The sequence below is a fragment of the Bradyrhizobium sp. SOJA106 genome, from assembly GCF_059448745.1.
This window is the reverse complement of the sequence record NZ_CM182549.1, coordinates 3340364-3353276: the sequence shown is the minus strand read 5'-3', so window position 1 is coordinate 3353276 and position 12913 is coordinate 3340364. Positions and strand designations below refer to the sequence as shown.

Sequence of the window (12913 nt, the reverse complement as noted above, 5' to 3'; positions counted from 1 at the left end):
TACCAAGCCATGATCCCTACCAAGCATTTTCATTTGGGCTGTAGTGATGGGGGCGCAGAGATCCGAGTTGTTGAAAAGAAGTACGACCGCGATGATTGCTGTGCGTTGGCCCCGGCGCGAGCAGCTTCCATTCCGCGGACGCGGATTGTTCGACCTCGCTTACCGCTTGCATAGGCACGCAAGCGTGGGTGCTTTCATGGTGATCCCGGTCATCTGCCTTGTGCCGCTTCTGGTTGGTACGGCAGCTGCTGCGTCCTGGAACGAACAAGAGGGCAGCGCCCAGTTCGTCGCAGCAGCGGCATTCAATCAATCGACGGGCACGGGCGAACGAACGCCAATCAAAGAGGTCGAACGAACGCAGATCTTCGCTCAACGCGTGGACAAGACGCAACCTGCCCCGCCGCAACCCGCTCCAAGGCCCGCGGCAGCCGCGCAAGGAGCAACGACGAAGGAGCAGCAACGCGCACCTGCTGAGGCCGGTGCCGTTCCGCCGGACACGATGTCTCTACCGGCCGACCGTGGCGCAGTTCAGCGTGCGTCAGAAGCAGAGCGGATCAATCAGCAACTACTGCTGGATCAGGAACGCCAGCGCAGGGAACAGCTTGCCCGCGAATTGGCTTCGGTCCGAGCGGAGCTGGACGCGGCGCGGCAAATCCAGACGCACACCGCCCGCGCCATCGAGATCGGAATCCAGCAAACGCAGGCACTCGAGCAGGAACGGGAAAAGACGAGCACTCTATCGCGTGAGCTCTCGTTCCTGAGAGCAGAACTCGATGTCGCACGAGTCGCGGCTTCGAAGGCGATGCAAGCGTCCGAAATGGAAGTCAAGCAGGAATGTCCACTCGACCGACGGAACGGAGCGAAGCGTTTTGCACTCCAGCTTGCTTCGCTTCGCTCAGAGCTGGACGGCGCTCGCAACACAATATCCGAGGCCACGAATTCCATTGCGAGGGAGACTGAACGGAGGCAAGCTCTGGAGCGAGAACTGAAGCAGGAGCAGGATAAGACTGAGGCTCTCATCAACGAACTCAGCGCTCTACGGACTACGGCCTCCGAGACCGTCAAGATCAATGCTGCAGATTCCACTGAAAAGCAGGCGCTGAGACGCGAGCTTGAGAAGCAGCGAGACAGGGCAGATAGCGCGGCCCGCCAGCTGGACTCGTCTCAGGCCGAACTCCGTGCAGCACAAACTGCGGCATCAGAACTGACGGCCCACCTCGCCGCCGATGGCGAACACCAGCGGGTGCTGGAGCGCGATCTCGAGCAGCAACGAAACCGTGCGGACGCGCTCGCGCGAGAGACGACATCGCTGAGGAATGAGCGCGACGCGGCGCGTGCTGAAGCGTCGGATGCGGCGCGCGCCGCCGAGGCTGCCGCAAAGACCCAAGCCAAGCGCGAAAAGGAGCAAGCAGGAGGCGGCAAGGCACCGTCCGCGACGTTTGCATCCGCCCGGGATCAACTTGCAGCGTGGAACGCTTTCGCCGATGTGCTCGCCCTCTCGCGTGGCGACCAGGGCCGCGCGCCCATCCAAAGTGTCGTCCAGACCCCCGCTCTACCCGCGCCCAAGCCTCCAGCTTCTGCCGCAACGCCGCCGAATGCGCAGCTCACAATGGGCTCTGCGCCGTCTGACCAGACGGAGCAAACGGCCGCTGTCAGCGCGGCACCGCGGCCACTGGCCAACGAGGAGAGACTGCTCGCCCGTGCCAGCGCATTGCTCCGCCAAGCGGACATCAACGGCGCCCGTGGGCTCCTCGAATATGTATTAACGCATGGCAGCGCACAGGCTGCCTTCATGCTGGCCCAAACTTACGATCCTCACATGCTGCAATCCTGGGACGTCCGCGGCGTCACCGGCGATTCGGCGAAAGCGCGCGAGCTGTATGAACGAGCTCGGGCTGGCGGCATTCGCGATGCGGACGGACGGATCAAGGGACTCAGATAGCTGGCGAGTGAGCCTTGGGAAGGCAGCCCAAAAGGGGAGCGATTCATGTTCTTGAACAAGCTCGCATTCACGGTAGTGCTGGCGATGCTCGGCCTGCAGCTGACCGCCAGTGCCCAATCTCGCCCGCCCCGCGAGCCGCCGCCGGCATCAAGCGCGGCACGAACCGCCGACATGATCGCAAAGGAGCGCATCAACGCGTGGACGGTCGGGCTCGCCGGAGGGCTCATTGAGGGCGCGCCGCTTCGGCTCGCCGCAGAGATCGCCCGGGTCGTCAATGAAGAGGACAAGCTGCACGTCATTCCGATCGTGACGACAGGCGCGACCGAGAACGTCAATTCGCTGCTCTACCTCAGGGGCGTCGATGCGGCAATCATCAACACCGACGCGCTTGACGAGTACAAGGCACAGGTTCCGGGGATCGAACGGCGAATCGTCTATGTGCTCAACCTCTTCCCGGCCGAGCTGCACGTCTTCGTGCGTCCCGAGATCAAGTCGCTCGATGACCTCAAGGGAAAGAAAGTCAACTTCAATACCCAGGGTACGGCGGCCGCCTACTCTGGTCCGCTGATCTTCAGCCGGCTGGGATTGAATGTCGAAAAACTGTTCATTCCCCATCAGGTCGCATTGCAACAGATGAAGAATGGAGAAATTGCAGCGGTCGTCTTCATCACGTCCAAGCCAGTCGATGCATTCTTGAAAGGTCGTTGGGACGATGGCTTCAAGTTCCTGCCGATCGAATATGATCCCCGATTTGAGGATTACTATCTTCCGTCATTCCTTGATGCAAAGGATTATCCCAACCTGGTTCCGAACGGCACGCGGATTCCAACCATTGCCGTTCCTACAATTCTTGCCGCGTACAATTGGCAACCACAGAGCGATCGCTACCGGCGGATGGCGCGCTTCGTGGATCACCTTTTCGGAAGACTCGACCGGCTGCAATCCGCCGGCTTCGATCCGAAATGGAAGGACGTGAATCTCCGCGCGGGTGTCCCGAGCTTGGCCCGATTTGGCCCAGCGCAGGAATGGCTCGATCATTCATCCAGCGCGACCGTCGGCTTGTCGCGATGACGCGCCTCGATACCCTCGTAGCCTGCGTGCTCGTGGGTATGGCGCATCTCGACTGCGCGTGGGCCGACGACGCGACGGATCGCTTGAAGGCATGCGCGCAATTTCAGGGCATGGAGCACATGACATGCGTCGACCAGCGGATCGGGGCGGTCGCACCCGAGCGATTGGTCCAGCTCGCTCCTCAAACTCCGAACTGGATTGTGAGCGAAACGACATCGCCGGTCGACTACAAGCCACAGATCGGCGCGCGAACGACCGCACGGTCCGGCTCGAAGGATGCGCCCTCCTCGCTCGCTATCCATTGTCACGCCAATCGAACCGCGCTGTTGCTCTCCGCAGCGAGTCCCTGGACCCAAACCCCCTCGTCCGAGATCCGAGTCGTATTCCAGATCAATGATCAGGCGGCTGTAGACCAACGCTGGAAGGTCGCCGATGGCGGACGAAGCCTGGTCTTTCCGGGCGATGCCGCCCGTCTCATAGGCGCCATGCCGGCGGCTGGTCGACTTCTGGTCAAAGTGTACACTGGAGCGGCTCCCGTCTCCGAGAACGAGTTTGAGCTGGTGGGTCTGGAGGCAGTTCGCCGGCGATTTGCAGAAGTCTGCGGCCGGCCGGCGAGCTGAGCCGGGCTGAACGATGGGCAGGAACGGGGGTCTGAAGGCAATGGCTGAAACAATCAATGTCGGCGAAGCTTACGGGCGTGGATCCACGCTGTTCATGGGAATCGAGCTGCTGGTCACTCCCGGCGCTCTCGTGCCTCGGCCGGAGACGGAGTTGCTTGCCAGAACCGCGATTGACGCTCTACGCCAAAGACACCTCTCCGCGCCGCTGGTCGTCGACATGTGCTGCGGCGCCGGTAATCTGGCATGCGCGATTGCGCTCAACATGCCCGGTGCTCGCGTCTGGGCCAGCGATCTGACCGACGGGTGTGTCGAGCTCGCGCGACGCAATGCTGCCCATCACGGCCTCGATTCACGCATGGCCGTGCTTCAAGGCGATCTGTTCGGAGCCCTGTCGGCTCTGCAGCTGGAGCGAACAATCGACGCGATCGTCTGCAACCCACCCTACATCTCGGAATCGCGCCTCAAGAGCGATCGCGCTTCCCTGCTCATAGACGAGCCGCGTGAGGCATTCGCTGCCGGGCCGTACGGACTGAGCATCCATATGCGCGTTGCCAAAGACGCACCTCGATACTTGCGGCCGGGAGGACTGCTGCTGTTCGAAGTCGGCCGCGGGCAGGATCGCCAAGTGGCAACCCTGCTCGAACGCAACGAGGCTTACGGGAATGTCCGCGTGGTTAGGGACGAGACCGGCACCGGTCGCGTCGTAATGGCGCACGCAAATTGATGCCGGTTTCGCCCGCGTCGTACCCGAACGATGGGCCGGCATCACTGTGTCCAGCGACCCGCGCGCCGGCGAGCGAAAGCCGACGTGTCGTCAGCTTTCCCTCATGCCGCGCCGGATCGCGTCCGTGATCGGTTGGGTCAGATACGCAAGAATTGTGCGTTCGCCGGTTGCGATCAGAACGTCAGCCATCATGCCAGGCTTGAGCTTCTCACGGACTGCCTCGGGGAACTGAGTGACCTGGACCGACACTTTCACCTCGTAATAGGGTTGATGCGTCGCATCGTCGCGAGTGGCATCGGCCGCGATCGAAAGCACCTCCCCGAGAGCGATCGGCGTCGTGCGCGCCTTGAATGAGGGTAGCCGCACCTCGGTCGGCAGGCCGAGCTGGACGTGGTTGATGTCGAGCGCCGACACCTTTGCAGCCACCACGAGCACGTCGTTATCCGGCACGATCTCCATCAACACCTCGCCCGCCTTGATCACGGCACCGATCGTGTGAACCTTGAGGTTCACGATCCGCCCAGATCGCGGTGCGCGCACCTCCATCCGGGCCAGCACATCGACGGCGACGCGCAGCTTCTCGCGCGCATCAGCAAGCTGGGCACGGGTGTCGGCGAGCTTGCCGGTTGCTTCCTCCAGCACCTTCTGCCCGACTTGATCGATCTGCAGCCGCGACTCGTCGATGATGCGGCCATAGCGAGCGATGTCCGCCTCATAGGCGCCGATCTTGCCCTCGAGGTCCGCTCTGGAGCGCTCCAACGTGGCGACGCGCGCGAACGGCACGATGCCCTGGTCAGCGAGCGGCTTGAGCTTGGTGTATTCCTGGCTCACACTGTCGAATTGCGCGTGGGCGCCCTTGTTTTGCGCGGTGTTTCCCTGGATCTGCCGCTGCGCCTGCGCGATTCGCTCCTCGAGAATCGAGATCTCGATCTTTCGCGCCGCGCGACGTTCATCGAAGCGCCGCTTCTGGTCCCCCATTGCGCGCAGCGCGCTCGGATCTGAGCTCTTCTGGAGCAGCTCGGCCGGAAACGTGATGCTATCCTTTCCTTCGGCTTCCGCCTGCAGACGTGCCTCCTCAGCGACCGCCGAGTACACCGCCGAGCGGGCGATCTCCTCCTTGGCCCGCTCCTGGGTCGGGTCGAGCCGCAACAGGACCTGACCTTCCGCGACATGCGCATCGCCTGTCACCATCAGATCCCGGACGATTCCACCCTCGAGATGCTGCACGACCTTGCGGTCGCTCTCGACGACAACGGAGCCGGTCGCCACCACGGCACCATCGATCGATGCGAGGGCTGTCCAGCCGCCGAACACGCCAAAGGTGAGGAAGACGATCAGGAAGCCCCGCCGCGCGGGCGTCTTCCAATCGCCCGGCGGCCCCTCATTGTCGCCCACTGAGGACCATTGGGACCACAGGGCGGGCAGTTTTGTCTTTGCAAGGTGAAGCAGCGAGCTTGTCATCGCTTTCGCCTTGGCAAGGAGTTGATCCGGAGCTTGCGGTGCCAGCTTGCCGGGAGCCAGCGGCGCTCGCGCCGCTTCGCCGGTTTTGTTGAACTGCCTCAGAAGTTCCGCCAGTTCGTTGTCGAGAGCGTCCGCTCCCCGTTGCAACATCTTGTCCATTATTGCCTCGTCGCGTGCGCCGGGCGCAGCTGATTTGAAAACTGCGCGGACCCGTGAATACCTTCAGCGCGGTGGTGGCCCTCAGCATGATGATGGCGGTCAGCACGATGGTGTTCGGCAGGCCCGCGCACCTCGCGTCGCATCGGTGCAACTGTCTTGCCAAGCAGCGCAGGCAGCATTTCCTCGCGCGTCCCGATTCGTCCGAGCCGCCCGTCGTGCATGAACACGATCTTGTCTACGGCGGCGAGCAGGTTCGGTCGGTGATTGATGATCACGATCGTCACCTTACTCTGCCGCAGTCTCTGGATCGCATCGGCCAGCGCGCGATCGCCGTCGCCGTCGAGATTCGCGTTCGGCTCGTCGAGCACGACCAGCACAGGCTTGCCGAACAGTGCGCGTGCGAGCCCGATGCGCTGCCGTTGGCCGCCGGAGAGACCTGCGCCGTTATCCCCGATCACCGTGTCATAGCCCTTCGGAAGACGCTGGATCATTGCATGCGCCGATGCCAACTGCGCCGCCTCCACGACCGCCTCGTCGGACGCGTCGTCGCGGAAACGAGCAATATTGTCGCGCACGGTGCCGGCGAACAGCTCCACGTCCTGCGGCAGGTAGCCCAGGTTCCGTCCGAGGAAATTGGGGTCGAAATGCCCAATATCATTACCGTCGATACGCACGCAGCCGTGCGCCAGCGGCCAGGCTCCGACTAGAGCCCGTGCTAGCGACGATTTTCCGGAGCCGGACTGGCCGACGACGGCGACGACCTCGCCCGGCTCCAGGCGGAACGAGACGTCGGCGATAGCCGGCAATTGCGAACCGGGAACGAGAACCGTCGCGGCCTCGAGCGAGACCTGGCCCACCAACGCCGGCAGTCTCGTCGGCCGCCGCTCCGTGGCGCGCGCCTCAAGCGCGCGATTGAGTCGGGCATAGGAGGTCCGCGCGGCAACGAGCGCCTTCCATTGCGAGACGGCAGCCTCCACGGGCGCAAGAGCGCGTCCCATGATCAGCGAAGCGGCAAACAGCACACCTCCCGAGATTTCCTGCTGGATCGCAAGATAGGCGCCCACTCCCATGATGATGACCTGAATCGCCATGCGCAGGAATTTGGAGATTGCGAGCAACGTCCCACCGCGCTCTCCGGCCGTCGCGCTTTCCGACAGCGCCTGTTCATGAGTTTGCGCCCAGGATGAGCGGATCGCAGGTCCCATTCCAAGCGCGCGGATCGCTTCTGCGTTGCGGAGCGAAGAGGTCAAACGGTCAAGTGCATGGAGATTCTTCGACGCAGCCGCATTCAGCGGCTTCTTCGTAAGACGCTCGTTGAGGAAGGCCAGCGTCAGAATGATCACTGCGCCGACCAGGGCGACCAAGCCGATCAGGGGATGGAGCAGAAAACAGATCGCGAGGAAAATCGGCGTCCACGGCACGTCCATCAGCGACGTGATCACGCCGCCCGACAGCACCTCTCGCAAGGTATCGACGTCGCGCAGCAGCTGGACATGGTGCGAGCTGCTTGTGCTCAGCGCCTGTCCGAGCGCGGTCTCGAATGTCTCCCCCGAGATGAGCTGATCGAAGTGAAGCCCGGTTTGCACAAGAACGCGGCTGCGAAAATGCTCGAGCGCCGCGTAGCTGACGAAGAGCGCGAGCGCGATCACCGACAGCAGCAACAACGTCATCCCGTTGCGGCTCGTTAGCACCCGATCGTAGATCTGCATGGTGTAGAGCGGCGAGACGAATACCAGCAGATTGATGAAGATGGATAGTCCGCCGGCCGCGATCAGGCCGGGACGTATCTGACGGAGAGCGCTCGCGAGCGCTGATTGTTTTGCCGAAGCGTGCATGTGCATATCCGGGCCGCCCTTGGCCGGGCGGCGGTAAGCTGGTTGAAAATTGCATGCAATCGAGCGTCAGGACGCCCGCATTTCAACATTCCGCCGTGCGCGGAATGGCACCCCTACTCCCGACCACTGCGGTCGCGAGGTATCCCCACATTGAGCATACGCGCGGGCGGACCGCGCGTATGCTCTTGTTGCAAAACTACGCTAGGAGCTCACGAGTGCCACGCGTGATGGTCGTGGTGGTGAGCCACGAAGTCAGCCAGATGCCCGACGAAGGACCCCGTGTCCGAGGTATCGGTCTGATCAGTGATTGCATCCGACACCGCAGATGACAGCGTGTTCAGGCCTCGCCATCCCCCGTGACCTCCGAACGAGGACGCCGTGGCACCATTGATCCACTGCGAGAAATCGAAGCTCCCGCCGTGGTTGTTGTGCCAGCCGCCGGTATCGCCGCTGGTGGACCCGGACGCGTCGGCCGACCAGTGACCATGGCCGCCATGCCAGTAGCCAGTGTCCGTCGTACCACCGGCCGAAGGGTCGGTGGCTCCGTCCGAACCGGAAACCGGTGTCGTCGGGCTGGTCGTCGGCGCGGAGCTTCCCGTCGAGCCGCCGGTGCTTCCGCCGGCATCGGCAACAGGCGTCGTCGTGCTGCCGTCCGTCCCAGTGCTTCCGCTCGCGTCGGAAGTTGGAGGCGTGCTGCCGTCGGAGGCCGAACTTCCGCTTTGATCGGGCGCCGGCGTGTCGGTCGGGGTTTCAGCCGGGGGCGCGCTAACGACCGGCGGGACCGGGGTCGACGCACCCGCGCTCGTATTGTGCGCGTGGAAGACCTGCTGCAATTCCGGCGAGTTCTCCAGCGCCGTATCGCCATTCTGCGAGCCCCACGCATAGGCGTAGTCAAACGCCGGGTTGGGAACGAGGTCCGCCCAGTGATTGATCATCGCCTGCGCTTGTTCGGCGCTGGGCATGACGACCTGGCTGCCGGTTTCGGTGGTCCAGCCGCCCCCGCCGAACGCCTGGTACACCGGGACAATCGAGTCGAGCGGGATACCTGCCTGTTCCGCAGCAGCGACGTACTTGTCGATGGTGCTGAGATCGACGTTCGGACGATCCGACCAGACCGGATACCAATCGAGACCGAAGTAGTCGATGTGGGTATTCGCCTGGTTGTAGCTGTTCATGTAGCTCGGGTCGTCCGATGATCCCATGTTGTTCAGGACCGTGAACGTCTTGGCGCCGGGATCGTGCTGGTGGATCCAGTCGGATTCCGCCTTCAGGTCCGCCGCGTTGGCTTGCGGGCCCCACTGCCCGGTGGGATCCGGCTCATCCACGAGGTAGAAGCCGAACACTTTTGGATTGTTGAGGAAAGGTGTGACCTTGTCGATGAAGTCCTGAGTCACACCTTGATACTGATCGAGCCAGACCAGACCCTGCACGCCGTTGGGCAATGCGTTCGCCTGGTCGACGTACTGGATGTCCGCGAGATTGAATCCCGCTTCGGCTGGTGTGTAGTTACCGTTCGAGTCCAGACCCCCGCCAGCTGCGTAGTGTAAGGTAGTCAATGATATTCCCCTATGTGTGTTGAAACCCCCAGTGACCCTTTTGGGCCTGACCGCCGACAACCGATCGTGCGTCCCACGGCGGCTAACGTATGTTTACGTTTGAGGCGGGAATTCCCGTTCCTTTGGGCGTAACCAAGGGATTGTTGTGCCTAAAGTTTGCACAGCAACACGACAGCAATGGTTTGCCAAATTGCGAGGCGGCCTGTTTCAAAAGGGGATTCAACGCTCTGCCAACGATCGGGACTACGGAGAGCTCTGAAAATCCGGCACAACGCTGACACAATTGTTTCAATGCCACGGCGGACAGCAAACGGGACAAGCTATGCTCGCGGATTACTCCCGATGAGGGAGGTTCTCATCGGCGCCTTTCCATTGTTCAGTGGTCCCGTTCGGCGATTGATTTATTGCAAGCCGGATTCGCTTAGGCATCGGTATTGAGGCACCGAAATCGATTTCGTTGCCGAGCGAGCCGCGAAGTTGCGGAAGAAAGGAATTTTGTCTTAGGCGTCGGGCTGTGTTGCTCGTTCAGCGCCGTCAATCGAAGAGCCGTTTTTTGTGAAATCGCACGCGCCCGTCCATCTGGCGCAACGCTGTTGCGACGTTCGGGCAGAATTGGGCACTCGCTGCCGAGGATTCTATGTTGGCCGAAATCGAGCTCAAGTTTCCAGCGGGCTCACGAATTCAGGTAAAGCAGGCCGCCGGTCCTCGCCTCGCTGGAAGGATCGGGACTGTGATTGGGGCCGGGTACTACCCCAAGAGCCTCCGCGTGATCTTGGACGGATCGAAGGGCCCAATCACCCTTCATGTGAACTACGTGACAATGATTGACACGTGAAGCGGGGGCGCATCTGCGGCCGCGGCGCTCTGCGACGAGCGGCACGCTTGGAGTTACTCCAGAAGTATAGTTGGCCTCTCATCCAGAGTGAGGCCGCTTTTTCGGCGGATTTCAGCCAATCTGTTGATGGTTGTTCCTTGCTCGGGGCGGGGTCCTTCAATTTGGAGCCTGTGATGTTCAAGCAAGTAATTTTTGCGTGCTGCTTCGTTGCGATCACCTCCCTCACTTCGGACGCGCGACCATATCGAGTAGATCGCGCGTCCGAATGCAACATCACCATGCCCTGTGACTTCTCATCCTACTCGCAAAACTTGAATCAGCGAACGGTGTTGCGGCACTCGCCGCGGACACATCGGTTAGATCAACTTGCCGCGCTCAATACTCCCACCAGCAGTCGAATTGTTGGCGGCCGCCCCGCCGGTTGCCCCTCTGCGTTCTGCGGTTGTGGCGCCGCCCTGCGCGTATTTGGCCGCATCGTGCCGGAACTGAACCTCGCGGCAAATTGGCTGCGGTTCCCGCGCACGTCGCCGGCACCAGGAATGGTTGCGGCAAGGCGCGGACACGTTTTCGTCCTGGAGCAGCATGTCGCCGGCGACGTTTGGATGGCATACGACGCCAACTCAGGTGGACACACAACGCGAATACACGCGCGTTCATTGAGAGGGTACACAGTCGTGAATCCACGCAACGCGGTGATGTGAATAGAGCCCCTCGCCGGCAACTCAGTGGAACAACTGTATGCTTCCGCTGGGCATGAACAAAAGCATGTTTCTGTCGCCAATTCGCTCCGACTGATCCTGACCAATACTTCTGTTACTTGGTGCATTCACATCTGTTCGCGGAGAGATTGGCAAAAAGCCGCTGGCGGCGCCGATAGGTTTGTCGCCAGCGGGCACACGGCTGGACTGCGTCGCCGCCATCGAAATATTCCGAATAGATCTCTTTCGTTGTCCTTGCCAACGCATTGACGGAAATTGCGCTAGCTGAAAAATCCCGATCAGCCACTTCGGTCTGCCGAGCCCTCTCCGGATCGCCCAATCACACCTTTCCTTGTGCTCGCCTCATCATGGGCTGCGTCTCTATCTGCAGAGGAGCGCGGGCTCGGGTCCAAATGCCGAAACACGTTACTCAATTTTGTGTTTGATACACCTCTACGAGGAATTGCCAAAATGTCCCGATTCAGCTTGCATAGGCAGATGCTATGCTCGGAGCTTGACTAGTAGAAATAGCCCAGGATTTTGGAGCCATTTTGGTGAATGACCGAACGCCATTGCAGAGCAGATTTTTTGTTCGAATGGGTGGCAAGGGTTGGATGGTATACGATCGAGAAAGGAAAGGCCCGGCGGTGATTGGAGCCGATCTGGCCGAGAATCTGACGAAAGAGCACGCAGAACGCATCCAACGTATGCTGGATTCGAGAGGCACAGGCGGCGCTGATGGCCCGAAGCGCTAGACTAGGGGAGCGGCAGCGGACGACGCGATGAGATTGGGATGAATCGTGATCGCGCTTTGGGTTGTCGATTGAGCATGTCCTTGCCGGAAAGACGCATCGTGTGCGGCCATGGCTACTGGTGCGGAGGCTTTCACAAACTGCGGTGACGTGCAATCGAAGCAAGATCCGGTGTAAAGCCAAGCCCCGGCTCTTCGCCCAGGATGATCGTACCGTCCGTCACATCGGCGACGGGACCGCAGAACAGATCGCGCAACGGATTGTCGTTGATGTCGACCTCGAGCCAGCCGTCGCCTCCAACGCCCGCCAAGAGATGCGCCGAGGCAAGCAGCCCGATGCCGCCACCGAGATAATGTGGGCAGAACGTCTTGCCCGATTTCAGGACGTCACGCGCGAGGCCGGCGCAGGCGCTGAGCCCGCCCCATTTCGCGACGTCGGGCTGAACCACGCCGAGCACGTCTTCGGCCAGAACGAGCTTGAATCCCTCCACGCTGGAGATATTCTCGCCTGCGGCAATCGGCATCTTCGCAACGACCCGCAGCCTGCGCCACTCCTCGCGCGGCCGGTCGGCGCGGATGGGCTCCTCCAGCCAGCGCAGATCGAATGTGGCCAAGCGCGGCAGTATTGCCAACGCCTGCGCAACGGACCACCCCTGATTGGCATCCGCGGCAAGCATACCCGTGCCGATGAGGTCGCGCAGCGCCGCGAGATTGGCGAGGTCGGTCTCGGTACCGAAGCCGACTTTCAGCTTCAGCGCACGATGGCCGCGTTTAAGCGCAGCTTCGGCCGTCTGCGCGGCGCCGCCGGGATTGATGCCGCTCGCGTAGACCTTGACCGTGCGCGACTGTCCGCCGAGCAGCCGCCACAGCGGCAAATTCTGGCGTCGCGCGAAAAGATCCCATAGCGCGAGATCGATGCCCGAAATCGCCTGCGCGAACGGTCCAGGCTCGCCGCATTGGAGCGCCAGCACCTCGGTGCCCTTGGTCAGGGCTTCGAAAGCCTGAGCGGGAGCCTCGAATTTGCGCCCGACGAGGCTCGGCGCAAGCGCCTCGTTGATAAGCCGGGCGCGATGCTCCGCGCCTGGAGCAGGAAAGTTGGACCACGCCTCCCCCCGACCCTCGACGCCGTCCTCGTCGACAACGCGGACGAAGACGGCGGGACGGTCAAGCATGCTGCCGAACGAGGTCACCACCGGCGTAGCCAGTGGGTAGCGGTAGCAGAACGCCTCGATCGAACGGATGGTGAAGCTATCGGTCATGT

The 12913-nt window shown here is 61.8% G+C and carries 9 protein-coding genes; 5 read left to right on the top strand and 4 right to left on the bottom strand.

The genetic code is table 11. From position 1 onward, the window contains the following. The first annotated feature begins 196 nt into the window (after positions 1–196). The 4 genes from AC5V87_RS14990 to AC5V87_RS14975 are packed head-to-tail and all read left to right on the top strand — an operon-like array spanning position 197 to position 4357. Positions 197–1942, top strand: a complete 1746-nt coding sequence (locus tag AC5V87_RS14990; RefSeq protein WP_495371443.1) for a coiled-coil domain-containing protein — start codon at positions 197–199, stop codon at positions 1940–1942. Positions 1943–1987: 45 nt separating this feature from the next. Then, positions 1988–3013, top strand: a complete 1026-nt coding sequence (locus AC5V87_RS14985; protein WP_495371442.1) for a TAXI family TRAP transporter solute-binding subunit — start codon at positions 1988–1990, stop codon at positions 3011–3013. Continuing rightward, positions 3010–3633 carry a hypothetical protein gene (locus AC5V87_RS14980; protein WP_456839356.1) on the top strand — a complete coding sequence of 208 codons (624 nt, stop codon included), beginning with the start codon at positions 3010–3012 and terminating at the stop codon, positions 3631–3633. The genes AC5V87_RS14985 and AC5V87_RS14980 overlap by 4 nt, the downstream gene beginning before the upstream one ends. Before the next feature lie 40 nt (positions 3634–3673). Then, positions 3674–4357 carry a N5-glutamine methyltransferase family protein gene (locus AC5V87_RS14975; protein ID WP_495371441.1) on the top strand — a complete coding sequence of 228 codons (684 nt, stop codon included), beginning with the start codon at positions 3674–3676 and terminating at the stop codon, positions 4355–4357. 90 nt (positions 4358–4447) lie between these two features. On the opposite strand, the gene AC5V87_RS14970 is transcribed toward AC5V87_RS14975, so the two are convergent. The 3 genes from AC5V87_RS14970 to AC5V87_RS14960 form a co-directional block, all read right to left on the bottom strand. Further along, complete coding sequence (locus tag AC5V87_RS14970) at positions 4448–5977, bottom strand: HlyD family type I secretion periplasmic adaptor subunit (RefSeq protein ID WP_495371440.1); 1530 nt, start codon at positions 5975–5977, stop codon at positions 4448–4450. Next, entirely contained in the window at positions 5977–7818 is a 1842-nt protein-coding gene (locus AC5V87_RS14965; protein WP_495371439.1) for a type I secretion system permease/ATPase, read from the bottom strand. The genes AC5V87_RS14970 and AC5V87_RS14965 overlap by 1 nt, the downstream gene beginning before the upstream one ends. Before the next feature lie 203 nt (positions 7819–8021). After that, positions 8022–9368 carry a calcium-binding protein gene (locus AC5V87_RS14960; RefSeq protein WP_495371438.1) on the bottom strand — a complete coding sequence of 449 codons (1347 nt, stop codon included), beginning with the start codon at positions 9366–9368 and terminating at the stop codon, positions 8022–8024. Between the two features lie 1008 nt (positions 9369–10376). Between AC5V87_RS14960 and AC5V87_RS14955 the strand changes: the two genes are divergently transcribed. Beyond that, entirely contained in the window at positions 10377–10904 is a 528-nt protein-coding gene (locus AC5V87_RS14955) for a hypothetical protein (protein ID WP_456839361.1), read from the top strand. Between the two features lie 882 nt (positions 10905–11786). Here the strand turns inward: AC5V87_RS14955 and AC5V87_RS14950 are convergent. Next, positions 11787–12911, bottom strand: coding sequence for a mandelate racemase/muconate lactonizing enzyme family protein (locus AC5V87_RS14950; RefSeq protein WP_456839362.1), 1125 nt, complete (start codon positions 12909–12911; stop codon positions 11787–11789). Positions 12912–12913: the final 2 nt, after the last annotated feature.

Bases quoted from the DNA above. Each gene is read 5' to 3' on its own strand.
- AC5V87_RS14970 (WP_495371440.1), bottom strand. From the start codon at position 5,977: ATGGACAAGATGTTGCAACGGGGAGCGGACGCTCTCGACAACGAACTG.
- AC5V87_RS14975 (WP_495371441.1), top strand. From the start codon at position 3,674: ATGGCTGAAACAATCAATGTCGGCGAAGCTTACGGGCGTGGATCCACG.
- AC5V87_RS14965 (WP_495371439.1), bottom strand. From the start codon at position 7,818: ATGCACATGCACGCTTCGGCAAAACAATCAGCGCTCGCGAGCGCTCTC.
- AC5V87_RS14950 (WP_456839362.1), bottom strand. From the start codon at position 12,911: ATGACCGATAGCTTCACCATCCGTTCGATCGAGGCGTTCTGCTACCGC.
- AC5V87_RS14980 (WP_456839356.1), top strand. From the start codon at position 3,010: ATGACGCGCCTCGATACCCTCGTAGCCTGCGTGCTCGTGGGTATGGCG.
- AC5V87_RS14955 (WP_456839361.1), top strand. From the start codon at position 10,377: ATGTTCAAGCAAGTAATTTTTGCGTGCTGCTTCGTTGCGATCACCTCC.
- AC5V87_RS14985 (WP_495371442.1), top strand. From the start codon at position 1,988: ATGTTCTTGAACAAGCTCGCATTCACGGTAGTGCTGGCGATGCTCGGC.
- AC5V87_RS14990 (WP_495371443.1), top strand. From the start codon at position 197: ATGGTGATCCCGGTCATCTGCCTTGTGCCGCTTCTGGTTGGTACGGCA.